This is a genomic window from Microcoleus sp. B5-D4 (genome assembly GCF_036705145.1).
Taxonomy (GTDB): Bacteria; Cyanobacteriota; Cyanobacteriia; order Cyanobacteriales; family Microcoleaceae; genus Microcoleus.
In genome coordinates this window covers 13,206-38,908 of the sequence record NZ_JAUBTV010000057.1, presented here as the reverse complement: position 1 = coordinate 38,908, position 25,703 = coordinate 13,206, and the positions used below count along the sequence as shown (strand labels likewise).

The window sequence follows — 25,703 nt, the reverse complement described above, 5'->3', positions numbered from 1 at the left end:
GATTTTTATAAGAAACCGGGTTTTTTCCGTCAGTCCTATTTAAGTCAAAAAGGGACGGGCTAAGAAAAAGCTAGAAATAGATTTTGCATCAATGGGTTCCCCAGCTAAGATAGCTTTTTCTAATTCTTCAGGGGTGAATAAAACTGTCTCCATGTCTTCGTCATCGTCTTGTGCTGGCGGCTTTTCCAGTTTTTCCAAATCTTGGGCTAAAAAAGCATAAATGATTTCGTCGGAATAACCGGGGGCGAGAAAAAATTGCCCTAATTTCTGCCATTTTCCAGCGCGATATCCGGTTTCTTCTTCGATTTCGCGTTTGATAGTTTCGGCGGGGCTTTCATTGATTTCGACTGTACCAGCGGGAAATTCTAAAATTCGCCCTTTTGTGGCAAAGCGATATTGGCGTACCAAGACGAGTTTACCTTCGGGTGTGACGGGAACTGCAAGTGCTCCGCCTGGGTGGCGAATACATTCCCACTCGCCTTCGGAACCGTTGGGAAGACGGAGGGTGGCTACGTCAAAGTTGAATTTGCGCCCTTGGTAAAATAGGCGTTGTTTGAGGAGTTGGGGTAGTTCTTGACCGATCGACATAAGCGACAAGCGAATAATGTTTGATGGCACCGATTTAAGACATCATAGGCGATCTCATAGGATTTTAGATTTTAGATTTTAGATTTTAGATTGGGAATGACTGATAACTATCACAGTTTGCAGCTTTTACGGTTGCATTTTTTGTGAAACTGGTACGATCCCTGAATTGTACTCAATTTTTACAGTTGCAATTTTTGCACTCCGGAACAGTCTGCGGTTTGCAGGAGTTGGACGATCGCACTTTTCGTCACCGGATGCACCCAATCCGGGGCAATTTCTGCTAAAGGTACTAATACAAAAGCTCTTTCGGTCATCCGGGGATGAGGTAGAGTCAGTGTCGGAGTTTCTAGGATTAAATTGTCGTACAGCAGCAAATCTAGGTCTAGGGTTCTTGGCCCCCATTTTTCTCGGCGAATTCGATTAAATTGTATTTCAATTTCTAATAAAGCTGCTAGCAATTGTTCGGGTTCTAGTGCCACTTCTAGGATGGCGCAGGCGTTGATGTAATCGGGTTGCGGCGGCCCGACGGGGGCGGTTTGATACCAGCTTGAATGGGATTTTACTGCTATTCCTGGGGTGTTGTTGAGGGTTACGATCGCGCTAGAGAGTGTGGCGAGGGAGTCGCCTAAGTTGCTACCGAGGGCGATCGCACATTTTGTTGATTTCATAAGGAAGGAAGGTTCGGCAACGGATTGTGTAACGGATGTAACGGATGTAACGGATGTCAGGAAGCAGGAAGAGGGAAGAAGAGTAACGCGGGGGCGGGTTGATCGATCTCCTTTACTACCGACAAATATTTCGAGTAAAACCCGCCTCTAAAAGCCTAATTTTTGGTGGTAAATTGATCCTACAGGACACTTTTTTAGGGAAACATGGTGACCCAAAACATTATTTTAATCAAATATTAACCGACTGTTAAATTTTATTAACTATCATTGACAAGTGTTAGTATTTAGTTTCAAAAATAATGAATTTGTACCTACGCTTATTGTCGGCCGTCATTCTAGCAATTATCAGTTTAACAGCAAGTATATCGATAGCTTTGGCTGAAACCAAAGAGCGCTACCTTACCTTAGATTCGGACGGCAGTCAATCTTTTGCAAGTTTAGTGCAGCAGGCGGAAGATTTAGCGAAAGAGTCGATCGCCCGCGAGTTTCAAGAAAATCCGGCATTAACAGAAGTTACAGTCATCATTACAGCCGATCGCAGCCGACAAAGGGTTCCCGTTTTGCGATCGAGAGTATCGCGCCGCGACTGGCAGAAAGATGCGAGAATCGAACAGTGGACTAGATATTTTGCCGATGCTCAATTGCTGCTGGGATTCAGAGATGGCAATATCTCGCCCGCAAATTCTGGGTTTTCGCAAGTGATTAATGTACCTGCGCCTAGTCGATCGACCTCCAGAGAAAATGATCCGGGTTTTCGAGATGATTGAAATATTGGTAATGGGGCATGGGGCATGGGGCATTGGGCATCGGGCATCGGGCATTGGTCGCAAACAACAAATAACCAACAGCACGACACGGAAATCACGGATACACGGATAGATATTTTTTCCTGAATCTCTCTCTCTATTCCCAATTACCACTTGCCAATTAGAATATTTAACTTTTTGTTAACCTAAATATCTCCCAATTTTAATTAACCTTCAGGTTAACTTCCCTTAATTTAATAGTGATAGAGTTTCATACGGAATCATCTGATTAGGGAAGTTGGGCTGAACAGGAATTTATGTCTAAAATAACTCGCCGACAACTGCTAATTTTCTTCGGCAGCAGTGCAGCTACCACTGTGCTTGCCCCTCAAGTAACTAAAACACTATTCGGCATCAATTCCACCTCGGCAGAAGCTGTAGTTTCGCTATCTTTCACTCCGTTAAGACTTCCCCACCCGCTGCCGATTTATCGAGAAATGCCCAGCTTCATGGCGATGGCGCCGGGGGGACAGGGAACCGTGATGGCTGCCTCGCAGGATACTAGATTAACGAGTTACAGCGTTGTTGACGATGTGGTTGTGCCGCCGGAATACGAACGTTACGTGATTGTCCGCTGGGGGGATCGAGTTTTCCCCGATCCGGCCGACTATTTCGGCTACAACAACGACTACACCGGCTTTGTAGGCCTTCGCGGCAGCAATGACGACGGTTATCTCTGGGTTAACCACGAGTATGTAGGTTTCCCGATGTCGAAAGTGGCGCCGGAAGCGCCGTCTGATCTGGCACCATTTCCCACAACCGATCGCGCCGTCCTCGGTATAGACTTATCGGTCAAGAATCGGGATACCCTCGGCGAATTTCTGTACAATCTCGGTGGTTCGATCGTCCGCATCACCAAACAGTCTAACGGTAGATTTCAGGCGATCGCCGGCGACCCCCTCAACCGACGCATTCACGGACTTTCAGGGCTAGGAATCAACAGCCAGCGTACCGACAAATACAAAGATGTCACATCCTGGGGCACCAGACAAGGCGATAACGAGTACCTCACCGGCACGGGCCCCGCAGCTACCCAAGTCTTCGCGCAAGTCAACACCGACGGACTCGGCAACCGCATCATCGGTACAGCTTACAACTGTTCCGGCGCCACAACCCCTTGGGGAACAATCCTCTCCGCCGAAGAAAACTTCCAAGGTAGCGAACTATTCTTCGTCGGAGTTCAGGAAAACATCAAACCCAACGGTGGCCAAACCAGCTACGCCAAGGGCACTATCGGTGAGGAATTCGGCTTAGTCGGCGAAAAATACGGCTGGATGGTAGAAGTCGATCCCCTAGATCCGAGTTTCCGCCCCCGGAAGCACACATGGTTGGGCCGTTTCCGCCACGAAAACGTCGGGATTCGCGCTGAAGCAGGCCGCAAGTTAATAGGGTACATGGGGGACGATCGGCGCGGCGGACACACCTGGAAATTTGTCAGCAACGGTACTGTCACGAATCCCGCAGATAAAAACAACAGCCGATTATTTGAAGACGGCGTTTTGTACGTGGCCCAATATAACCGCAACGGTACTGGAAGATGGCTGCCACTGACATTAAATACCCCGACAAATCCGGTGCGTCCTTCTAAAGTTGGCGAGGCGGAATTAGCAAGTTTTGGCAAAGCTCAAAGAGATGCAAATACTCGCTTGCCCAAACGCGCCGGAATTGCTGGTCAAACCGAAGACGGCGGTTCTTTTGTAGTAGATACAACCAATGAAGCAACAGCAATTCCGGGCTACCAAAATAAAACTCTGGCTAATTTCTACAGCAGCCAAGGTGCGGTGTTAGTTGATGCTTTCTTAGCTGCTAATTTGATTGGTGGCACTCCGACGGCGCGCCCGGAAGATTTGGAAGTTAATCCTACTACTAAGGAAGTTTTCATTGCTTATACGGACGCAGCACCCGGAAGCGACGGCTATCCAGATTCTCGCATTTTTACTGTTGCTAAATACGGTAGCGCCGTCAACAGCACTCAGCAGTCGGGAGGACTTTACAAAATAATTGAAGACAGTCCAGACGGTGCAGGTTTGACGTTCCGCTGGCAGCGTTTGGCTCAAGGTGGAGAAGCGGGTTCGGTAGCTGGGGCGGGATTTGCTAGTGTAGATAATTTGGCTTTTGACACTCAAGGCAATGTTTGGGGCGTCACTGATATGTCTACGAGCACGCACAACGGTTTTGATGTCGGTGCGGCTGGAAAGCCAACGACGATCGACCACAAGAAGACGGGAAATGTGTCAGATTTTACTGGAGTTTTCGGCAACAATTGGCTGTTTTATATTCCGACTTCTGGGCCGAATGCAGGAACAGTAATTCCGTTTGCTTACGGCCCGAATCGGTGCGAAATGACTGGGCCGACTTTTGTGGGAGATACGCTGTTGCTTGCGGTGCAGCATCCTGGGGAAGATTGCCCGATCGATGATGGTACTGTACTGAGTCGGCAAATTGAAATGTTGGATTTGAACGGTGCTGTTTTCAATCAGACTCGGAGTGTGTCTCGCGGCAGTTTGTGGCCGAGTAATATTGAGAACGATCGGCGTCGTTCGCCGATGCCGTCGGTGATTGGAATTCGTCGGGTGCGATCGACTTCAACGGGTCAGTTTGTTTAAATCTCACATCTTGCACCATTCTCAAGAACAGGCAAGATGCCTGTTCCACAAGAAAATTCACTCTTTGTGGAACAGGCATCTTGCCTGTCCATAAAAAGCTTATTGAGAATGGTGCAACATCTCAGTTTAAATTGGACTTACGCATCGGGGCCCAGAAACCGAGTTTTTTACGAATCGGGAGTAAGATTAAATGAACCGCGAGGCACGCGGAAGCGAAGAAAGAGAAAGAATAAGATACTGTTCTTTCTTCGCGCTCTTCGTGTCTTCGTGGTTCGTTCAAATACTAAAAAAAATTGCTACAATAATTAGGATCGCGAATTAAATAACTTACAATTTTAATTGTTATGGTGGGATGGGCGTCCCGCCCGTCCTTTTTGGACGGGCGGGACGCCCATCCCACAAACTTGTGGAAGTTATTTAATTCTCATTCCTTAATATCAAATCCCTTGACAGGGAAATTTTTAAGAAAATTGTACTTGGCGATATAAATCGGCGATCGCAATTTCTAGATTCACCGATTCAAGTTGCAAGGAATCGCCCAAACCATACTCGGAGAGAACCCATTGCCCCTGTTGATTGCGCCGAAATATCTCTACTCCTGGCTGTTCAACTTGCACTAAGACATACTCTTGCAGTGTTGAAAATTGGCGGTATTTAGCAAATTTAATGCCGCGATCTGCTGCTTCTGTGGAAGGCGATAAAACTTCGATAATTAAGGAAGGAAATTGCACTAATTGCGGATCGTTATCATGCTCGTCGCAAGTGACCACAACATCAGGATAAAAATATTTTTGCCCTCGTTCCACTTGGACTTTGACATCCGCGATGTAAGGTTCGCAAGGGCGATCGACAAGGGCATCATCTAGGATTCTGAAGAAATTTCCTGAAATTCGATTGTGATTGCGGGTGCCCCCACTCATGGCGACGACTTCGCCATCCCAATACTCGTAGCGTTCCTCTTGGGTGGGTTCCCAAGCCAGGTATTCTTCTGCACTCATCGATGGGCGATCGGGTAAGGCAACCATAATGCGATCGAGAATCAAGTATGTTTCTATAATAGCTTGAAGAAAAAGCGATTAAAAGGGCGGGTTTTTGAGATTGTCAATTATTGGCAGATATTTTTAGTGAACCCGCCCCTACCGTATTAGGGGTAATCTACCGGATATGATATCAGAGGTTTTGATTCCTCTGATTTAGATATTCCTCAAGCCTCCTGGGTCTGACCGATTGTCAGCCCGTCAGGGACTAAATTCCTCATGTAAGTCACTGTAATTTACTAAGGATCGCGAATTAAATAACTTACAATTTTAATTGTTATTGTGGGATGGGCGTCCCGCCCGTCCTTTCTGGACGGGCGGGACGCCCATCCCACTTTCAAGAGTGGAAGTTATTTAATTCTCATTCCTAACCTCGATCGTACCAACTTTGCAGCGCCAAGCGGTGAACTTCCCGCCAGCTAATATTTTTAAGTCTGGCAATTTCCGCGCAATCTTCGTATTCCGGCTGTACATTAACAATCGTTTGTCCAGACTTCGCAACTTTTATCTTGATTTCGCCGTATTCTGTTTGAACGGTCTGGATTTCTCGGTGTAAAATAGTTCTTTGTTGAGTCGATCGCCTAATTCCCAAAGTAGTAGTCTCGCGAAAGATAACTGCTTCACAAGCATCCTCAAATTCTGGATGACAAATCGCAGTTAACAAAACCCCCAGCCGCGACTTTTTCATCACAATTGGGGCAGTAAAAACATCCAGAGCTCCGGCGGCAAACAAAGCATCAAAAACATAGCCGATCGCCTGCGGACTCAAATCATCAATTTGCGTTTCCAGTACCGTAATAGTTTCTATGGAATTGGTAATTGGTAATTGGGAATCCGTAATTGGGAATTGAGTATTGTTTAAAAACTTCCCTCTTCCTTCTGCCCTCTTTCTGACATCCGTTACATCCGTTACAGAATCCGTTGCCGAACTTCCTTCTGACTTCTCCCCAATCCAGAGGCGCAAAATATTAGGAATTGCCAGGTTTCGAGAACCTGCACCCAAACCAATGGCCTGAATTTGCATCGGCGGTGGCGGGCCGAAAGCGGAGGCGAGAGTACAGGCGATCGCAGTTCCCGTAGGAGTGCACAATTCGCGATCGATCCCATTGCTATAAACCGGCACTCGGTGCGTTTCCCACAACCGCATCACCGCCGGCGTCGGCACCGCTAATCGGCCGTGGGCCGCCTTCACCGTACCGCCACCAGTGGGCATCGCCGAAAAGTAAAACTCCTCAATATCCAACCAATCCAAACCCAAACAAGTACCCACAATATCAATAATTGCATCCGTCGCCCCCACCTCGTGAAAGTGAACCTCGCTGGCGGGGATACCGTGTACGGCACCTTCTGCCTCTGCTAATTTGCCAAATACGGCCAAACTCCAAGCTTCCACGCGCGGAGGCAATTTTGCAGAGACGATGATCTGCTCAATTTCGGGTAAATTGCGGTGATGACTGTGGCTAATTTCTGCATCTTCTTCCCCGTGACTGTGAGAATGTTCTTCCCCGTGATGATGATGGTGGCGGCGGGCGTCGAAAGTCGGGGATTCCGTTTCTGAGGGATCGAGTTCGGTAGCAGGATTTTCCGGTTTTAACGACAAATCCGCAGCTAAATCGACATAAAATTTAGTTGCTTGTTGAGTATTCCGGTGGACTAATTCCGTCCGCAACTGGTACTCTGTCGAAATGCCGAGCAAATTGAGTTTTTCGATTAGGTATTCTAAAGGAACGCCGGCGTGGACGAGAGCTCCGATGCACATATCGCCAGCAATGCCGGTTGGACAGTCAAAATAAGCTATTTTATTCATTGTTAACAATTAATTTTTAGCATTGATTGTTTCACTCGATATTTCGATCGCCCACTTAGCCTGCAATATCTTAACATGGCAACTATTTACGAAGTGCATCCAGTTGCACCCCAAAGAGACCGGATCGAGAAAATTAACAAAGCTCTAAAAGATGGGGCCGTGATGCTTTATCCGACAGATACAGTTTACGCGATCGGCTGCGATCTCAACTCCAAGTCTGCGGTAGAACGAGTCAGGCAGATCAAGCAACTATCCAATGATAAGCCTTTAACGTTCCTGTGTTCCTCTCTGTCAAATATCACCGACTATGCTGCTGTCAGCGATGAAGCATACAGAATTATCAAGCGGTTAATACCGGGGCCTTATACATTTCTGCTGCCAGCTACTAAGTTAGTGCCGCGGTTGGTAATGAACCCAAAACGGAAAACCACTGGAATTCGCGTTCCCGACCAGCGGCTTTGTTTTACACTGTTGGAAGCCTTGGGAAATCCAATTATTTCAACATCCGCTAACATTACCACAGATGATGAAGGTGCAGCACCAGTCCCGGCCGGAAAAGCAGAAAGCTTTGGCAAAGCTGAGCTGTTTGACTGTTTTTCAAAGTTAGTAGATGTCATTGTCGATGACGGTTCCGATCCGGGATATCAAGTTTCTACCATTCTCGATTTGACACAAAGCGAACCGATTGTTGTTCGCCGTGGTTTGGGTTCGGAAGCTGTTGCCGTTTGGGAAAAAGATTAAAATTTGAGGATGCTTTCGCTTCTCCAACAGTCCGCCGGGGGTTCAAAACCCCCGTCTCATAGCGAAAGTCCTCTCAAAGAGGACTGTTAAATATAGCGGTTATGGTATTGAATTTAATTAAGCTCTGTCCTATATTTTAACTAACAGCCGGGAAGTCCCTCGGTATATTTAGAGGGGATTAATCTGAGCGCTGCGCGAAGTACCCCGAATAAATTACCGCAGGGATGTCCAGAAGCGTCGGATGGAGGGACGGAAGCCGACAATTAGACATTGCAAGTACCTTTAACTTTGATGTACTTTCTAAACATTAAACTGAAAAAATGGTACATTAAAGTAGGTCGAAAAAAGGAAGTTTCCGATGCAACTGACATACAAATACCGCCTCAAACCCACAAAAGCCCAATTAGCAACAATTGTGGCTCATTTAGAACTCTGTCGTCGGCAGTACAACTACCGACTCGGTGAAAGATTTAGATGGTGGGAAGCCACGAGAACCCCTATGAACGCTTGCCCATTGATTGTTTCGATAGTTCCTGTTGAGGAGATTTATCAAAATATTCCCTTAACCAGAGTGCAGACTAGGGATGGTAGAAAAAAGGATGAATCAGGCAATCCTTTAACTAAAAAGGGTGATGTTTTCTCGAACATTGAAGGCGGATATGTACAGTGGCAAACCATACAGCTTGCCGACATTAAAAACACTAAAAAGCTATTTCCTGATTATAAAGTGTTGGATTCTCAGGTTTTACAGGATGTAGTAAACAGGGTGGATACTTCCTTCTCAAATTTCACCACGCCGGACAAAAATGGCAATCGTAGAGGCAAGCCCAAGTTCAAAGGACTTCACTACTACAAATCTTTCACTTATCCTCAATTAGACAACTTAGATATTGTCAAGGACGAACAAAATAGGATTTGTATCGACCTCGCAAAGATAGGTCAAGTGCCTATGGTTTTCCATCGTCCAATACCAACAGGATTCAAGGTCAAGACGGGTACAGTTATCAGAGAAGCGGATGGGTGGTATATTTCCCTGACGCTAGAAGATAAGACGGTTCCCGTAACGGTTGCAGAAATTCAACCGACTGAAGAAAACACTCTTGGTATTGACTTGGGAATTACTAATTACGTTTACCTATCCAATGGTGAAAGAGTTGAAAATCCTAGATTCTTGAGAAAATCTGCCCAGAAATTAGCAAAACTTCAAGCGAAGCTGGCTAGTAGGGTTAAAGGTTCTAAGCCTTGGAAAATAATCAAGGATAAGATTTCTAAACTTCACCAGTTTATAGCTAGAGCTAGACTAGATTTTCAATTCAAAACGGCACAGCTGCTCTTCGGCAAATGTGATGTTTTAGTTGTTGAAGATTTGAGTGTCAAAAATCTGACTAGACGTGCCAAACCCAAGACCGATATTGAGGATGGCAATTTAGTTTATTTGCCAAACGGTCAGTCAGCTAAAAGTGGTTTGAATAAATCCATGCTTGATGCTGCTCACGGACTATTCGCCAGCGTTCTCAAATATGTCGCCTGGAAATTAGGTAAAAGCGTTTTGTTTGTCGCTCCAAAAGGAACTTCTCAACATTGCTGGAATTGCCTCAACAAAGTTCCAAAAGACTTGTCGGAGCGCTGGCATTCTTGCCAATGTGGGGAATCTTTGGATCGAGATGAAAATTCAGCCAAACTTATAAAAAAGATTGGCCTGAGTTACGAAAGTGGCGGGGGAACTCCGTCACTCAAAAAAGCCTTTGCAGAAAAGGAAAAAGAAGCCTGCGGTCTAACGGTAATCCGTTGACCGTCAGGTTCGTTCACAGGATTGACAATTATCAGAGGAGCAATCGCTATCAGTAGATATTAGATATTATTTCTATTTGAACTCATCGCAACTTATGTTATTCCTCCCGGATTTCCACAGTCGTCTTAAGACGACTTCAGCTATGAGCCAGGGAATTAATTCCCTGGCGGCCTGTCGGAATCGCCAGCTAACAAACCTGCGGAAAAAACCTAAGCCTCTACCTTAACTCCTTTCCAAAAAGCAATATATCCGGCAATATTTTTAGCAGCATCTTTGGGAGTAGGATAGTACCAAGCCGCATCTTTATTAACTTGTCCGCCGACTTCGACACTGTAGTAACTAGCAACACCTTTCCAACCGCAAGTAGTGTGAGTGCTGCTGTCCTTGAAATACTCACGGTTAATGGCATCGGCGGGGAAATAATAGTTGTTGTCTACAATTTCGCACTTGTCGCTCTCGGCCAAAACGGCACCATTCCAAATTGCTTTCGGCATCAGTTTTTCTGCTTAAATTGAGATTCTCAATTATTGTAACTGTATTTGTGCTCAAAAGGCATAGAATAGTTGAGAAGCCAACAACCAACTACTGCAAATGTCAGCGTCTCATCCGCCAATATCTTCTGTGCCACTGTCCCTGGAACAAGCTCTTAAACATTTTTTTGGCTATGACTCTTTCCGTCCGGGACAGCAGGAAATTGTCGAAGCTGCTTTACAAAAACGGGATATGATGATTGTCATGCCGACGGGCGGTGGCAAGTCTTTGTGTTTTCAATTACCGGCACTGTTGAAACCGGGATTGACCGTGGTTGTTTCGCCGTTAATTGCTCTGATGCAAGACCAGGTGGAGGCTTTGCAGGATAATGGAATTGGGGCGACTTTTCTCAACAGCACTTTGAGCAGTCAGGAAACCCGATCGCGCGAAACAGCAATTCTCGAAGGTAAGATTAAATTGCTCTACGTTGCACCCGAACGCTTGCTCGGCGAGAGATTTTTACCGTTTTTAGATATAGTAGCAAATAAGTTAGGAATTTCGGCATTTGCGATCGACGAAGCCCACTGCGTTTCGGAATGGGGGCACGACTTTCGACCAGAATACAGGCAAATGCAGCGAGTGCGCGATCGATATCCCGACATTCCCATTATGGGACTAACCGCCACCGCCACCGAGCGCGTCCGCCAAGACATCATCCAGCAGCTAACTCTGCGAAATCCCTACATCCACGTCGCCAGCTTCAACCGCCCCAATTTATACTACGAAGTTCGCCCCAAAACCAAGCACAGTTTTGCCGAAGTTTTGCAAATCATCCAAAAAAAAGGCGGTTCGGGAATTATCTATTGCCTCAGCCGCAAAAAAGTTGACGAAGTTGCCTATAAATTGCAACAAAGCGGCATCCAAGCCTTACCCTACCACGCCGGCATGAACGATGTCGATCGCGCCACCAATCAAACCCGCTTCATTCGCGACGACGTGCAAGTAATGGTAGCCACAATAGCCTTCGGTATGGGCATCAACAAACCAGACGTGAGGTTTGTAATTCACTACGACTTACCCAAGAATCTCGAAGGATACTATCAAGAATCCGGCCGCGCAGGCCGAGACAACGAACCCGCCCATTGCAGCTTATTTTTTGGCTACGGCGATGTCAAAATGATCGACTACATCATCGAGCAAAAACCAGATCCGCAAGAACAACGAATTGCCCGCCAACAGTTGCGTCGAGTAATCAACTATGCAGAATCCACCGAGTGCCGACGCACAATCCAGTTAAGTTATTTTGGCGATTCATTCCCAGGAAACTGCGGTACTTGCGATAACTGTTGCAACCAAAAACCCGTAGAAGATTGGACAATTGAGGCAATGAAATTTCTTTCTTGCGTCGCGAGATGCCAAGAAAAATTCGGCATGAATCACATTATTGACGTGCTGCGCGGTTCAAAAAATCAAAAAGTATTGCAATACCAGCACCACCAACTTTCTACTTACGGAATTGGCAAAGATAGAAGTGCCGAAGATTGGAAAAAATTGAGTCGTTCGCTGTTAAATCAAGGTTTTTTAGACGAAAGAACAGACGGATTTCCCATTTTGAAACTGAATGAAAAAAGTTGGGAAATTATGAAACGTCAGCGCACAGTTGAAATCGCCATTGAACCCCAGCGGGAAGTACAGGGGAAAGTTCGTTCTTTGGCAGTAGAAGTAGAAGCTTTATTTAGCATACTGCGGACACTACGCAAGCAAATTGCCGACGAACAATTTGTGCCACCTTACGTGGTTTTTGCTGATAAAAGCTTGCGAGATATGGCAGAAAAACGCCCGCAAAATCTCACCGAATTCGAGGAAGTTTACGGCGTTGGCAGCAACAAGCGAGATAAGTACGGTAAGGTTTTCTTGGAGGCAATCCGCACTTTTTGCCAAGAACAAGGATTGCCAAGTGGTGCTGCATCTTCTGAGGCCGCTAATCTTCCAAATCTTTCCAACGTTGCGTCTTATTCGCAGATGCAAACCTGGGAATTATACCGACAAGGTTTGACAGTTCAAGGCATTGCCAATGCGCGGGGTATGAGTCCTAATACTATTTCTGGGCATCTGATAGAATTGATGGAAATGGGCAGGGAAGTTGATATAAATTTGTTGGTGGAATCGGAACGCCAGCAGGCCATAGTGTACGCTATTGAAGTTATGGGGGATGAAAAACTGAGAGCAATTTATGATTTTTTGGAAGAACGTTATACGTTTGAGGAGATTAAGTTTGTGCGCGCTTGGTGGCGGCAAAATTATGTCGGTTTTTAACCGCAGATGTAGGCTGATGAACGCTGATGGGCGCAGATAATTAATAGAGAGGAGGGGGAAATGAGAATTAAAAAAGTAGCTTTTTGGGATTATTTACGAGAGTGGCGTTTTGAACCGATATATTTTTCCAACTTGGCTTTATTAGTTGGTGTCTCCGGTGTCGGCAAAACACAAATTTTAAAAGGAATTTTGAATTTACAGCGAATAGCTAATGGTGCTTCGTTAAACGGTTTAGCATGGGACGTTACATTCTCGACAGTAAACAATGTAGAATATCGCTGGCAAGGCGAATTTGAAACGCAAAAAGTCCCTGCTATCATTCCTACTGAGGAAGACGAAATTAATAAATTTAGAATAGTTCGAGAACATCTATCCAGAGAGGGAAATGTAATTATAGAAAGAAGCAATAATGAAATTAAATTCAAAGGGGAGACAACGCCCAAATTATCGCCGTTTCAAAGTGCAGTTGAAATTTTAAATCAAGAAGAAGATATTTCACCTGTCCAGCAGGCTTTTAATGAAATCATTTATAGCGACAATTCTAGCTTGTTAAATGGAATTTATGGTATCCCTGTAAGGGTACTATCGATAATTTCCAATAATAATTTTGCTTTGGAAAATGTTCAAGCAAGTGATATGCCAATTCTTCTTAAACTGGCTTTAATAGCTCGCCATTGTCCCGATATATTCGATAAAATAAAAACTAAATTTATAGATGTTTTCGAGCAGGTAGAAGATATTAAACTAGAAGCATTAGAAGATAACGCAAATCCATCTTTTACCCGTTTTCCTATTCAAATCAAAGAAAAGGGTGTTAACGATTGGATTTTCCAAAACAATATTTCTTCAGGAATGTTGAAAACTCTCATTCATATTAGCGAATTGTACTTATCGCCCGAAGGCACGGTAATCCTGATTGATGAATTTGAAAACAGCTTGGGAATTAACTGTATCGATGTTGTGACAGATTTGATTGTGGAAAATAGAAATATTCAATTCATTCTCACCAGCCATCATCCTTACATAATCAATAATATTGGGATGGAGCACTGGAAAATAGTGACTCGCAAAGGTGGGGTTGTAACTGTCATAGATGCTAAAGATTTGAACTTGGGAAAATCGAGGCATCAAGCTTTCATGCAACTGATTAATCTTGAAGAATACAGCGAAGGAATTAAAGTTTAATGAATCTGTATTTTTTGGTCGAAGGAACACAATCGGAGAAAAAAGTTTATCCGGCTTGGCTGTCTTACCTTTTACCGGAGTTGCAGCGAGTTGACAATTGCGATGATGTGACTCAAAAAAATTATTACCTGATTAGTGGTGAAGGATATCCTTCGTTATACAATTATATCCCGCCTGCGATCGCGGAAATCAACTCAAACGGAAAATACAGCTATTTTGTAGTGTGTCTGGATGCCGAGGAAAATACTGTTGCCGAACTTACAACTGAAATTGAGGATTTTTTAAGTCAGCAAAAATTGAAATTAAACAATGCAGAACTTGTGCTGATATTTCAGAATCGATGCTTGGAAAGTTGGCTGCTAGCCAATCGGAAGATTTATTATAAAAATCCTCAAAACAAACCTTTATTAGATTATAGTAGATATTATGATGTTTCAGTTAACTGTCCTGAAAACATGGGAAAATATCAAGAGTTTAATACTCACGCTCAGTTTCATGGAGCTTATTTGAGAGCGTTATTTGAAGCTAAAAATATTACGTATTCTAAGAAACGACCGGGAGATGTACTCAAGCCATTTTATTTGGGACAGCTATTGAGCCGAATTAAAGTTCATCCAGAACAACTGACTACTTTTCGCCAGTTTATCAATTTTTGCAATATAGTTAAATCCAAATTGCCAAGTTAAACGTAACAGTTATACGACTTATGTAGAACCTCTAGATGAGGGCTCCATGCACACCACACCGAGAGCGCTATAATTCGCCCGTCAAACCACTTAGGCTTCTCTGTGCTCCGCGCGCAACCTACACTTTAGAAGTGTACAATAAATGGTTGACTTCGTTAGCCAGCCATTCGTTAAACAGATTGTGCAATATTTCTTGATACCGTTCAGGGGTTAATTCTGCCGGGAGAAACTTTTCAACCAGGAACAAGTGATATCCTAGCTCTGTTTCAATGGGACGAATTACTTCTCCGGGTTTAGCGCTAAATACGGCGACGGCTATGTCTGGTTTTAAACCCCACCGATAAACCTTGCCTTGGCAACCGCATATATGCCGACGATTTTCGTCAATATCGTAAAGGTGAGCGGCATCAAAAAAGCTGATTTCTCCTTCTTGAATTTGATAAAATAGTTCTTGAGCAAGCTGGGGGTTGGCAAGAACTATTTGATAAAGAATTATTTGGTCGAATTGCAATTTGTTTTGAATAAAAATCTTTTCTACTTCTTTGCTGAACAAGTGTTCGGCTAGTTTTTGGGCAAGGAGCCGATCGCAAATTCCGGCTTCTAAATCTTCTACAGAAATCATCTGATCGACCAGCCAAGCAATCGTATCCGCCGCTTTCTCCAAACGCTTCTCGCGGCGGAGCTGGTCGCCCACAGCTTGAATTTCGTCGGGAGTCACAGTTAACCCCCGTTCCCGGGCGGCTTTCTCAATAACTTTTTTCTGCAAAACCTTTTGACTAAATGTCTTTATTTGCTGGTCTTGTCTGAGTTGGTCGATGATTTCACTTGCTTCAATCAATGGGCCGTAAAAGTCCTTCATCTTTCTCTCTCCACCCATATAACTTTATTAACTTCGTCCCCCGACGCTTCCTGGGGGGTAGTTGGTGTTAACGGTTAACGGTTAGCTACAAGATGTCATTTGGCAAACTAATAAAATCAGCATTGCTCAAAGTTGTTGCACCCGCTGCGTTAACTGTTCCCAAAACAACAGCTAAAATTCGATCGCCATTATTTGAACTAAACTTGACCAGAGTCGCGTCTGCTGTACCGGAACCGTCAGTATCAAACGCCATGAGTGTCAAGTCTGCTACCGAAAGCCCCCCTGTCAGCCCAATTTTATCGCCTTCAGCGGGATTGAAATCAAGGACTCGATCGGCTAACAATGGATTAGCTGCTGCACTCGCTGTTTCCGGTCTAAAGGCAAAGGTATCAGCGCCACTACCTCCAATCAATGTATCGCTGCCGAAGTCGCCGCAAAGAAAATCGTCGCCGTTGCCACCAATCAGTAAATCTTGACCTTTCCCTCCCCGCAAAGTGTCGTTTCCATCGCCTCCATCGATCGCATCATCACCTCTGTTAGCTTGGACAATATCGTCGCCGCTTCCTGCAAAAATTCGATCGCTCCCGCTATCGCCACTAATCACATCGCTGTCGTTGGTGCCGAGCCAATATCCGTCGCCGTTGCTGTCGTAGCTGATAGTTAATGCGCCCGGATAGTTTTCTGGGGCGACCATTTCTGGAGGCGGGGTTGTCTCAGCATTGCTGTTGTTCGTATTCTGATCGGGAAGTGCGATCGAATTATTGCTGTTACTGTTATCTGTGGGATTAGAAGTGCTCGCGCTGCTGCCACCACCACCGGTACCGATCGCATCCTCATTATTTGAGGGTGTTGGCGGTGTTGGCGGTGTTGGCGCTGTTGGCGCTGGTGTTGGCGCTGGTGCTGGCGCTGGTGCTGGCGCTGGCGCTGGTGCTGGCGCTGGTGTTGGCGCTGGTGTTGTGATGTTAGTTGTGATGTTAGTTGTTGGTGGATCGCCTGTAGTAGCGGTTGCTTCTGCACTGCCAGAAGTAGCTCCCGGAGTATAGGCTGTCTGATTGCTAGTGCTACTGCCTGTGGGGGAAGTTACTGTCGCGCTGCTGTTGTTAGTAACACCTTGATTATTGGCGATCGAGCTCGTTTCGCTCGAACTGCTACTCTCTGAAGGCGCTGGCGCTGGTGCTGGCGCTGGTGCGGGTGCTGGTGCGGGTGCTGGCGCTGGTGCGGGTGCTGGTGCGGGTGCTGGCGTTGGTGCGGGCGCTGGTGCTGGCGTTGGTGTTGGTGCTGGTGCTGGTGCTGGTGCTGGTGCTGGTGCTGGTGCTGGTGCTGATGCTGGTGCTGGTGCTGGTGCTGGTGCTGGCGTTGGTGCTGGTGCTGGTGCGGGTGCTGGTGCTGGTGCTGGTGCTGGTGCTGGTGCTGGCGTTGGTGCTGGTGCGGGCGCTGGTGCTGGTGCGGGCGCTGGTGCGGGCGCTGGTGTTGGCGCTGGTGCTGGTGCTGGTGCGGGCGCTGGTGTTGGCGCTGGTGTTTCTGCTGTGGCGCTAGTAGTTGGCGGAGTATCTAAACCACTGCTAGCTGAGGCGCTGGCACTGCTAGAAGTGCCACCGGGAGTCGATGCTGTCTGAGTGCTGGTGCTGCTTGTCGGAGAAGTCGCTGTCGCGCTGCTGCTGGCACCGCTGCTGTCTCCTAACGGTGCAGGTGCAGGTGCAGGTGCAGGTGCAGGTGCGGGCGCAGGTGTTGGTGTTGGTGTTGGTGTTGCTGTTGGTGTTGCTGCCGGGGCCGAAGCTGTGGCACTTGTCGTCGGAGAAGCCCCCGACGAGGCTGTAGCGCTGCCGCTGCTCGAGGTGGCTCCCGGAGTATAGACTGTTTGGCTGCTGTTGCTAGATTCTCCTGTAGGGGAAGTGGCTGTCGCGCTGCTTGTACTGCCTGCACCGCTGTCGGAAGTCGATGAAGTGGATTGGGCAGAAGTGCTGCTGCCTCCTGAAGCCTCGCTGGGAGTAGAAATGTTAGAACTGTTAGCTGTTGGGGCTGATGCTGAAGATGCTGAATAGTTAGTAGGTTCACTACTATTTGCACCAGTTCCACCCGCTAACAAGCTAGAGCCACTGGGACTGCTGCTACCCACCGTTGGGGTAGGAGGAGCAGATGCGTCTAATTGAGGCATCGCTGTTAATCTCCTTAAAATTTGTTTTAAGCTTGATAAATCAACTGAAGATTGCTGTGGGTAAAAGCAATGGAGCTATACATTTTTATTGTGATTTCATTACCCTATCGAGATAATAGAAATTATTTAATTTCTATTATTCACGGAATCTAGTTTCGGAAATTGGGAAATGACGGCGGAGTGTAGGCGATCGCAAATACCTGACCGTAACCAACCGCTAGAGAACCACCGTAAGGCGAAGATACTGCCCAAGACTGAGAATTAGCAGCAGTTGAGGTGAATGCACCGATCGCGGAGCTAAAAACACTGATATCGACTGAAGCAAAACCGCCAACAATATTGCCTTCGTCAGAAATTTTCTCCAAATATGTCAAATTCTCAATTCTCATTGATTTTTACCTTTATCTGATTATTATTCTTGGATACGGCTGTATTTTTGACTCGAAAAATGTGTAATTCTATCGTTCCGCTGCCAGTAGTGCGGACTTAATTATACTAGCAGCGGGCGACTGAATTCCTAATCGGAAACCGATACGGAAAATGCACCGGATGAACTCGAAAAAGGAGTCGTAAATGTGCTGGTAGCAGCCTTGGTAAATGAGCCATAACCGATCGCACCGGCACCAGCGTCGGCTACCGCTACGTTACCAATTGCTATACCAGCAGTCAGTGAAATGAAAGAAACTTTGCCGACAATCAAATCAAATTCAGTGAAACCGCCTTCGATTCTGGTTGCTTCGGAAACAACTTCGACATGGTTCAGGTCAGAGATAATCATGGTTTTTTCCCTTTACTATTGCAGGTTTGCTTGACTAAAAAACTGTGTAATTCTATCGTTTGGATGCCAGTAGTTCGGACTTATTTAACTAGCAGCACTTGACTGAATTCCTAATCGGAAACCGATACGGAAAATGCACCGGATGAACTCGAAAAAGGAGTCGTAAATGTGCTGGTAGCAGCCTTGGTAAATGAGCCATAACCGATCGCACCGGCACCAGCGTCGGCTACCGCTACGTTACCAATTGCTATACCAGCAGTCAGTGAAATGAAAGAAACTTTGCCGACAATCAAATCAAATTCAGTGAAACCGCCTTCGATTCTGGTTGCTTCGGAAACAACTTCGACATGGTTCAGGTCAGAGATAATCATGGTTTTTTCCCTTGTTGGTTAACTGCTTGCTCGAAGCAATCTTGTTTGCTTTCGATGTACCTAATATATCTGGACTAATTAGAGCTGTGTTGCCAATTTGGCAGATTTGTGGACAATTAAAATGTAAAGTTAACTTCATAAATATTTGTATTTTTTTGGTCAAAATCTACAGAAAATCGATGTATTTTGACATAGGACAACCAGCCTCGTTTTATTGTCTATTAACGAGACTGGAAGATTGTAGTATTGGGTTCAATTGATAACTTGTATAGACAAAGACTGCCCCTGCAAAACCCTAGAAATTACAGGTCAACCGATTTTAGATTTTAGATTTTAGATTAAAGAATTGAATCAACGTAAAACGTTATTATCTTAGATACCCGACTTCTTAAAGAAGTCGGGTATCTGGGTATTCCGTTTTTTTAGGTTGACCTACTTAACAAAGTATTAGGTACGATCGCCACAGCGTGTTGCCACTTTGGCAGATTTATCGAAAGCGCGGATGTTCGACACTCAAAAACCCGATCGCCCGCGGTGAGTCAACCAAAAAACAGGTACACCCAACGCCCGCAACCGGGTTGTCGGTCAATCGACTAATTTACTTACCCGCCCAATTAAACCAGCGCGTCTTAAATCCAGCAAAAAATCCTTGATTGTGAACATCAACCGCCAACGCCGAGATAGGTGAACCTGGGCCGACTACTTCAGCTACAAAACCTGCGGTATCTGAGTGCAACTCGCTACCAATCTGAATTGCATCACCCCCTCGAACTCCGGCTCGTTTTTCCCTCACCACTTCCACATAATCTAAATCCGCAATTTTGCTCAGCGCCGGCTGAGTTTCCGATTTCCTCGTTTGACTGTTTTCCTTCAGCAAGCGGTTGGAAGTACGGTAAGGGATATAGTCGAGAGGGTTGTAACCGGTGCACCGCAAAAGTAAAAAACAAGCCCAAGAATACTTTCCTGCCAGGATGGCTGAAATTATCTCATCCAATTGTTCTGGTTTGATTCCAACTTGGGAATGATTGGCAGAATGGTGAAATTGGGAATTCATAGTTTTATCCTGTTTTTTGTAAATTAGTTGACTGTTGACTGTTGACTGTTGACTGTTGACTGGAAAGCTAATAACAACTGACTACTGACTACTGACTACTGACTACTGACTACTGACTACTGACTAATGACTAATGACTAATTTCTACAAACTCATGCCGCCCTTTTGTAGCTGCTTGAGAGGGTCAAGCAAAATGTCGGCTATGCTGCGCTGGCGAATGACTATTTCCGCAGTAGCTGTTTGGCCAGCTTTGAGTTTCCAGGTTTGATTTTTGGCTTTCACTGAGTCTCGATCGATACTCACTTCCACCCGGTAAAAAACACCCAATCGCTCGTCTGTTTTGGCATCGGGCGAAATAGATAAAACTTTTCCCGGAATCACGCCGTAATTTTGATAAGGAAAAGCATCGAATTTGACTTGCACCGGCATTCCGGTTTTGACAAATCCCGCTTCTCGGTTCGGCAAACTGACTTCCAGCACCAGAGGAGCCTGATTCGGAGTCATTTCTGCAATAGTTTGACCCGGTTGAACTACTTCACCAGTGTTGTGAATGTTGAGTGCGGAAATCACTCCGCTGACGGGTGCGTAGAGAAATCTTTGTTTGAGCTGATTTTTTGCTTGAGCGAGCAGGGTTTGGGTTTCGGCAATTTTGGATTTGACTTGATTTAATTGCATTTCCAACTGCTGAATTTTTTGCTCTTTTTCTAACTGCGTTTGGCGCGCTGCAGCTTGTTTGCTGGCGGCTTCGGCTTGCAGTCGATCGACTTCTGCCAGTTGTTGAGTTAATTCACCTTGGGCTCTAGAAATGGCGCTAGTTCGATCGCGCAAATTTTGCTCGACTTCAAACAACCTTTCCTTAACCCCAGTTGCATCAGACAGTTGACTCCTGATGGCAGCACTTTGTCTGTCGCGAACGGTTTGCTCGACTTCAAAGGCGCGATCGTCAGCCTGAGTTGTCTCTCCCAACTGGCTTCTAATCACGGCATTTTCACTTTCTCGCAGAGCTTCCTCAGCTTGAAACAATACGTCTTTTGACAGTGCTCCTTCATCTACCAAAGGTTTGAGACGCGCGATCCGCTCTTTGTGAGCCACCACTTTTGCTTGCAATTGCGACAGCAATTCTTGAGTCTTGCGTTGCAATGGTTTCACCTGATCGCGCCGCCCTTGCTGGGAATTAATATCTGTTTTCAGTTGCGAGAGCAAGTCTTGCACATCCTTTTCCAGAGGTTTGAGCTGTTGTTGCCGCGCTTGCTGAGACACTAAATCTGCTTGCAATTGCTCGATTTGAGACTGCGTGGTGGCCACTGAAGCGATCGCACGGGCGATCGCAGCTTCAGCCCCCCGCTTGTCTGCAGCAGCAATAGCTTGGCTCGCTTCAACTTCCAGTTTAGTTCTCTCGATCGAACTCATCTCTTGCATCAATTGAATCCGATAAGAGTCCAGAATTTTATCAAGACGCTCCACCTCGCTCTGAGCATTCGACGGGTCTAATTCGGCCAATAATTGTCCAGCTTTGATTTTTTGACCTTCTTTGATAGCGAGGTTAATAATTTTTCCCGTCTCCGTCGGGTGAATTTTGTAAACAGCGCCTTTGGGAACTAATTTGCCCTGAGCATGACCAACCTCGTCAATTTTTCCCAAAGTTGCCCACGCTCCAAAAGCTACGGAAAAAACCATTCCTCCTAATATCAACCGCTGCGGAAAAGATACTGGCGGCTGGTCGAGTACCGAGTGCAAAGAAGTAGACCAATTATTAGCATCTGGCTGCCGTAACTGTAATTTTGCAATATTGATACCGTCATTAGTTTGAGATGAGCGATTTTGAGATTCGACAACTTCTAAAGAGCGCTCTTTTTTTCGGGTTTCGTTTTCTTGCCTAGAAGCTACGCCCCCATAAACTTCGCCTATTTCGTTAGGAGCGTGGCCTAATTCTTTGGCATCTTCTGAAAACATTTTATTTCCTCCAAATTAGTCTGTTGACTGTTGGCAGTTGACCGTTGTTAGGAGCTATCAGTCAGGAGTCAGAAGTTAGGAGTCAGAAGTTAGGAGTCAGAATTCAGTGAAAATGATATTTAGTCTTGTGTTGGTTGCTAATGACTAATGACTAATGACTAATGACCAATGACTAATGACCAATGACCAATGACCAATGACTAATGACTAATGACCAATGACTAATGACCAATGACCAATGACTAATGACCAATGACTAATGACTAATGACTTAAATATCGAGTTGTTGCTGAGCGAGGTGATAGTAAAGTCCGCGTTCAGCCATCAATTCGTCGTGGTTGCCTTGTTCGGCTAAAATGCCTTTGTCTAGAACCAAAATGCGATCGGCATTACGCACCGTAGACAACCGATGAGCGATAATAAACGCAGTGCGATCGCGACTAATGCGGGCGAGATTTTGCTGAAACCTGCGCTCAGATTCGGTATCCAGCGAAGAAGTTGCTTCATCCAAAACCAAAATCCGGGGATCACCCAAAAGAGCGCGGGCGATCGCAATTCGTTGTCGCTGGCCCCCAGACAAACTCGTTCCCCTTTCCCCCACAGGAGTTTGATAACCCAGCGGCATATCCTGTATAAAAGCGTGAGCTTCTGCTAGCTTTGCCACTTCTATCGCCTGTTCCAAGCTTGCAGAAGCAGCATCATTTCCGTTTTTATACAGCGTAATATTTTCCAAAATCGTTCCCGAAAACAAGAAACAATCTTGAGGAACAACACCCAACTGAACTCGCAGCGACTGCAAAGAAATGTGCCGAATATCGTGGCCGTCAATTGTCAGCCGCCCCTTTTCTGGATAATAGAAACCTTGCAGCAGCTTTACCAAAGTGCTCTTACCCGAACCGCTGCGGCCGACAATTGCCACAGTTTCTCCAGCTTGCACCTCAAAGGAAAGATTTTGCAGCGTATTGCGTTCCTCATCCTGAGAATAGCGGAAAGAAACATTGTCAAACTTGACGTTTCCCTGAATGCGAGGCAGCACCAGCATTGGCTTGTAAGGGCTTTCTTCAGGTTGGGCAGAGAATACATCATCCAAACGCTCGATCGAAACCAGCACTTCTTGAAACTCATCCCAAAGTCCCACCACTGAAAGCACAGGAGAAATTACGCTCCCAATCATCATATTAAAAGCAACAAATTGACCGATCGTCAAATCATCTTGAATCACCAGCATTGCCCCATACCACAGCAAAGCCGTACTCCCCAAAGTATTAATCCCACCCCCGATCACCTGCAAAGAATTCGCCAACTTCTGCCCGCGAAATTTAGCATTAATCATGCAGGTTAATTGGTCTTCCCAGCGCCAGCGCATTTCTCGCTCAGCAGCAGTTGCCTTAACCGTCGCTACCCCAGTAATCATTTCCACCAAAGATGAATTTTGCTTGGCACTTTCGGTAAAAACCTCCCGCGACACTTTTCGCAGGAACGGAGTTGCCACTAAAGTCAAAATCACGATCGGCGGAATCAACGCCAGCACCAACAACGCCAGACGCCAGTTATAGTAAACCATCAGTCCGATGTAAACTACAGCCATCAAAGCATCCAACCAAGCCGTAATAGCTTGGCGGGTCAAAAATGCCTGAATTTTTTGATTTTCCTGAACCCGCGTCAAGATATCGCCCACCTGACGAGATTCAAAAAACTTAATCGGCAAACTGAGAGTGTGACTGATAAAGCCACTAATTAAAGTCAAGTCAATGCGGTTCGATAAATAATCCAGCAAATACTGTCTCGTTGCACCCAACAACGTTCGCCAAACACTAAACAGTAGCAGCCCGATCGCAAAAACGTGCAGAGTTACTACGCTTTTGCTGACAACCACTTGGTCGAGAATTACTTGGGTAAATAGGGGAGTAACTAGACCAAATAATTGGAGCAACAAGGAGAGGATCAGAATTTGGGCGATCGCAGCCCGGTAGGGCCAGACTATGCCCACAAAATTTTTAAGTTTGATACCTTGATGTTCGGCACTGTGATTGCGGTATAGTTCCGCTGTCGGGTCTAAAATTAGGGCGTACCCAGTCCAATTTTCGGTAAAAGTTTTAATGCTCATCCACCGCTTGCCCGCCGCCGGATCAGCCACTAAAACCTGTTGATTTTTAAAGCGATAAACTGCCACGTAGTGATTGCCTTGCCAGTGAGCAATCCAGGGATTTTGATTTCGCAGCGGAGTTAAAGAAGCTCGCACGGGACGGGTTTGAAATCCCATCCTTTCCGCTGCTTTTGCCAGACTCTTGAGCGACGCGCCGCTGCGGCCGATTTCTGCCAATTCGCGCAAGTAATTTAGGCTGAATTTTTTACCCCAATATTCGCTAATCATGGCTAAGCAAGTAGCTCCACAATCTGCTGCGCTCTGTTGTTGAATGAATGGGTGTCGGCTGCTCAACCATCGCCGCTGCTTTGGTTTGGGAAAGCTGATGATTCCGGCTGCGGGTTTTTGCTGAGCAACAGCGGTTAATTTTGATGGCTCGGTTTGTGAGGTAGATCTGGCATCTTGGGGCGGCGTTACTAAGCTTAAAATTGGAGGTTTGCGGATGATTTTAGGGCGGGAATTACTTTCGGAACTAATTGTGGCTTGGGCGATTTCCCACTGTTCGCTGCTAAGCTGGTAAATTATCAGGTCAGTTACCGCTATCCAGTCGCTCTTTACGTCTGAATGTTCCCAGTTACTGCCGATAATTGGCGGTGCTTGACCTTGAATTTGACCGCTGCGGAGCCAAAAAATATTGTTGGAGTTTTGGCAATGCTCAGCGAGGGAAACTCCGGCCGGAATTCGGCTTTCTTCTATGTAAGGAAGTAAGTGGGGCCACAGAAGCTGTTGTTGGTGGGGAGGGAGCGATCGCAAATCTGTTTGTGTCTTGAAAAATATTAACCGCTGTCGCTCTTGAAATTCTTGCTGCCAGTGCTGTTGCAGTTGCGGGAATTCCTCTAAAATAAGCTGCAATGTGGTGGCCGCAATTCGACCGATTTGGCAAGTGCCAGCCGCAATTGCCCTGTAAGGCAGTCCGTTTTCAATAAATAGGTTATCTGTCCCAAATATTGCTCCGACTTCCAGTACCACCGCCGAAATTTCTTGCTGTTGAGACGCTTCTACCGCTAGCAGCCTGACTCTTCCCTCGCAAACTAAATAAAAATTGCGTGAAGCGAAGCTATCCCGTAGGGAATCGCTCTGTTTTTTTTCAAGGAAATTGTTGCTATCTGATGTTTGATATTGAGTAATTTCATCTCCGAGTTGAAACTCGCAAATTTCACAGGCTGTATTTAATTTCGCCACTAAAGTCTGCCCTGCACCGACTTCCTCGAAAATTTTCTGAATAGCCGGGAAATTTTCCAAGGCTTCTGGGGTTTTAAAAATTTGATTTCCCACCCCTAAATTTTTTTTCATAACTTACCCTGTCAAAAAAGTGTTTCAATTTTTTTGAATTACAACTAACCCGGTTATGAGCAATTTTTATTGGTTTAGTTGCAATTTAGTTGGCTTACAAACTGTTTGTCGATATGTCCGACTAACACCTCTTAGTTACGACATCCCTTCAACGCCTTTAGGATATATAAAATTGCGTTTTTTCAGGATTGTGTGGTGATTACGTAAGTGTGGTTTTGGCTGGCTCTCAGTTTAACTTACAGAATCGTGGTTTTGGCTACCTTTAAGGGCAATCTTTACGTAATCTTTATAATACTACCGTAATTATACGGGATATTTGTGAAGATTCTGTGAAGCTGAGCGCTCCAGTTGTTGTGCCTGGTATACGTATATACACGCAAAACTTTACATT

Annotated in this window: 24 protein-coding genes; 11 read left to right on the top strand and 13 right to left on the bottom strand. The window is 45.7% G+C overall.

Translation table 11 applies throughout. The features are described from left to right. Positions 1-39: 39 nt before the first annotated feature. Positions 40-588: an NUDIX hydrolase gene (locus QUB10_RS23060; protein ID WP_333205604.1), complete on the bottom strand. Its 549-nt coding sequence runs from the start codon at positions 586-588 to the stop codon at positions 40-42. 179 nt (positions 589-767) lie between these two features. After that, complete coding sequence (folK, locus tag QUB10_RS23055; RefSeq protein WP_333205594.1) at positions 768-1,256, bottom strand: 2-amino-4-hydroxy-6-hydroxymethyldihydropteridine diphosphokinase; 489 nt, start codon at positions 1,254-1,256, stop codon at positions 768-770. Between the two features lie 299 nt (positions 1,257-1,555). Between folK and QUB10_RS23050 the strand changes: the two genes are divergently transcribed. Together QUB10_RS23050 and QUB10_RS23045 are read left to right on the top strand one after the other, a co-directional pair. Continuing rightward, positions 1,556-2,023 (top strand): hypothetical protein, encoded by a 468-nt coding sequence (locus tag QUB10_RS23050; RefSeq protein ID WP_333205593.1) that lies wholly within the window; start codon positions 1,556-1,558, stop codon positions 2,021-2,023. 296 nt (positions 2,024-2,319) lie between these two features. Next, positions 2,320-4,668 carry a PhoX family phosphatase gene (locus QUB10_RS23045; RefSeq protein WP_333205592.1) on the top strand — a complete coding sequence of 783 codons (2,349 nt, stop codon included), beginning with the start codon at positions 2,320-2,322 and terminating at the stop codon, positions 4,666-4,668. Positions 4,669-5,129: 461 nt separating this feature from the next. Here the strand turns inward: QUB10_RS23045 and QUB10_RS23040 are convergent, their stop codons facing one another. Together QUB10_RS23040 and larC are read right to left on the bottom strand one after the other, a co-directional pair. After that, positions 5,130-5,693: a Uma2 family endonuclease gene (locus QUB10_RS23040; RefSeq protein WP_333205591.1), complete on the bottom strand. Its 564-nt coding sequence runs from the start codon at positions 5,691-5,693 to the stop codon at positions 5,130-5,132. 379 nt (positions 5,694-6,072) lie between these two features. Then, entirely contained in the window at positions 6,073-7,512 is a 1,440-nt protein-coding gene (larC, locus tag QUB10_RS23035) for a nickel pincer cofactor biosynthesis protein LarC (RefSeq protein ID WP_333205590.1), read from the bottom strand. 75 nt (positions 7,513-7,587) lie between these two features. On the opposite strand from larC, the gene QUB10_RS23030 reads away from it, so the two are divergent. Then, a complete protein-coding gene (locus QUB10_RS23030; RefSeq protein WP_333205589.1) occupies positions 7,588-8,253 on the top strand; it encodes an L-threonylcarbamoyladenylate synthase in 666 nt (221 codons plus the stop codon). Positions 8,254-8,611: 358 nt separating this feature from the next. Continuing rightward, entirely contained in the window at positions 8,612-10,045 is a 1,434-nt protein-coding gene (locus tag QUB10_RS23025; protein WP_333205588.1) for a transposase, read from the top strand. A 209-nt stretch (positions 10,046-10,254) separates the two neighbouring features. Here QUB10_RS23025 and QUB10_RS23020 read toward each other — a convergent pair whose 3' ends face one another. Continuing rightward, positions 10,255-10,539 carry a DUF427 domain-containing protein gene (locus QUB10_RS23020; protein WP_190738299.1) on the bottom strand — a complete coding sequence of 95 codons (285 nt, stop codon included), beginning with the start codon at positions 10,537-10,539 and terminating at the stop codon, positions 10,255-10,257. Between the two features lie 97 nt (positions 10,540-10,636). Between QUB10_RS23020 and recQ the strand changes: the two genes are divergently transcribed. From recQ to QUB10_RS23005, 3 genes are read left to right on the top strand one after another with little or no spacing between them, the layout of a single operon-like run. Continuing rightward, entirely contained in the window at positions 10,637-12,832 is a 2,196-nt protein-coding gene (gene recQ / locus QUB10_RS23015) for a DNA helicase RecQ (protein ID WP_333205587.1), read from the top strand. 60 nt (positions 12,833-12,892) lie between these two features. Next, positions 12,893-14,017, top strand: coding sequence for an AAA family ATPase (locus tag QUB10_RS23010; RefSeq protein ID WP_333205586.1), 1,125 nt, complete (start codon positions 12,893-12,895; stop codon positions 14,015-14,017). Continuing rightward, on the top strand, positions 14,017-14,703 hold the full coding sequence (locus tag QUB10_RS23005) for a hypothetical protein (protein ID WP_333205585.1): 687 nt from the start codon (positions 14,017-14,019) through the stop codon (positions 14,701-14,703). The genes QUB10_RS23010 and QUB10_RS23005 overlap by 1 nt, the downstream gene beginning before the upstream one ends. Positions 14,704-14,821: 118 nt before the next feature. Here QUB10_RS23005 and QUB10_RS23000 read toward each other — a convergent pair whose 3' ends face one another. Then, positions 14,822-15,562, bottom strand: a complete 741-nt coding sequence (locus QUB10_RS23000) for a peptidylprolyl isomerase (RefSeq protein ID WP_333205584.1) — start codon at positions 15,560-15,562, stop codon at positions 14,822-14,824. 85 nt (positions 15,563-15,647) lie between these two features. After that, on the bottom strand, positions 15,648-16,256 hold the full coding sequence (locus QUB10_RS22995) for a calcium-binding protein (RefSeq protein ID WP_333205583.1): 609 nt from the start codon (positions 16,254-16,256) through the stop codon (positions 15,648-15,650). Positions 16,257-16,323: 67 nt separating this feature from the next. Here QUB10_RS22995 and QUB10_RS22990 point away from each other — a divergent pair, with 67 nt between their 5' ends. The 4 genes from QUB10_RS22990 (at position 16,324) to QUB10_RS22975 (ending at position 17,604) form a co-directional block, all read left to right on the top strand. Next, the gene (locus tag QUB10_RS22990; RefSeq protein ID WP_333205582.1) at positions 16,324-16,605 is read left to right on the top strand and encodes a hypothetical protein; all 282 of its coding nucleotides are present in this window, start codon (positions 16,324-16,326) and stop codon (positions 16,603-16,605) included. Positions 16,606-16,735: 130 nt separating this feature from the next. After that, a complete protein-coding gene (locus QUB10_RS22985; RefSeq protein WP_333205581.1) occupies positions 16,736-17,098 on the top strand; it encodes a hypothetical protein in 363 nt (120 codons plus the stop codon). 86 nt (positions 17,099-17,184) lie between these two features. Beyond that, positions 17,185-17,415, top strand: coding sequence for a hypothetical protein (locus tag QUB10_RS22980; RefSeq protein ID WP_333205580.1), 231 nt, complete (start codon positions 17,185-17,187; stop codon positions 17,413-17,415). Positions 17,416-17,430: 15 nt separating this feature from the next. Next, complete coding sequence (locus tag QUB10_RS22975; RefSeq protein WP_333205579.1) at positions 17,431-17,604, top strand: hypothetical protein; 174 nt, start codon at positions 17,431-17,433, stop codon at positions 17,602-17,604. Positions 17,605-17,866: 262 nt separating this feature from the next. Here the strand turns inward: QUB10_RS22975 and QUB10_RS22970 are convergent, their stop codons facing one another. The 6 genes from QUB10_RS22970 to QUB10_RS22945 form a co-directional block, all read right to left on the bottom strand. Then, a complete protein-coding gene (locus QUB10_RS22970) occupies positions 17,867-18,106 on the bottom strand; it encodes a hypothetical protein (protein WP_333205578.1) in 240 nt (79 codons plus the stop codon). Between the two features lie 128 nt (positions 18,107-18,234). Further along, positions 18,235-18,495, bottom strand: a complete 261-nt coding sequence (locus QUB10_RS22965) for a hypothetical protein (protein ID WP_333205577.1) — start codon at positions 18,493-18,495, stop codon at positions 18,235-18,237. Between the two features lie 110 nt (positions 18,496-18,605). Then, positions 18,606-18,866 carry a hypothetical protein gene (locus tag QUB10_RS22960; RefSeq protein WP_333205577.1) on the bottom strand — a complete coding sequence of 87 codons (261 nt, stop codon included), beginning with the start codon at positions 18,864-18,866 and terminating at the stop codon, positions 18,606-18,608. Positions 18,867-19,464: 598 nt separating this feature from the next. Continuing rightward, positions 19,465-19,920 carry a HetP family heterocyst commitment protein gene (locus QUB10_RS22955; RefSeq protein WP_333205576.1) on the bottom strand — a complete coding sequence of 152 codons (456 nt, stop codon included), beginning with the start codon at positions 19,918-19,920 and terminating at the stop codon, positions 19,465-19,467. A gap of 144 nt (positions 19,921-20,064) precedes the next feature. Beyond that, positions 20,065-21,873 carry an HlyD family efflux transporter periplasmic adaptor subunit gene (locus QUB10_RS22950; protein WP_333205575.1) on the bottom strand — a complete coding sequence of 603 codons (1,809 nt, stop codon included), beginning with the start codon at positions 21,871-21,873 and terminating at the stop codon, positions 20,065-20,067. 271 nt (positions 21,874-22,144) lie between these two features. Next, the gene (locus QUB10_RS22945; protein ID WP_333205574.1) at positions 22,145-25,312 is read right to left on the bottom strand and encodes a peptidase domain-containing ABC transporter; all 3,168 of its coding nucleotides are present in this window, start codon (positions 25,310-25,312) and stop codon (positions 22,145-22,147) included. Positions 25,313-25,703: the final 391 nt, after the last annotated feature.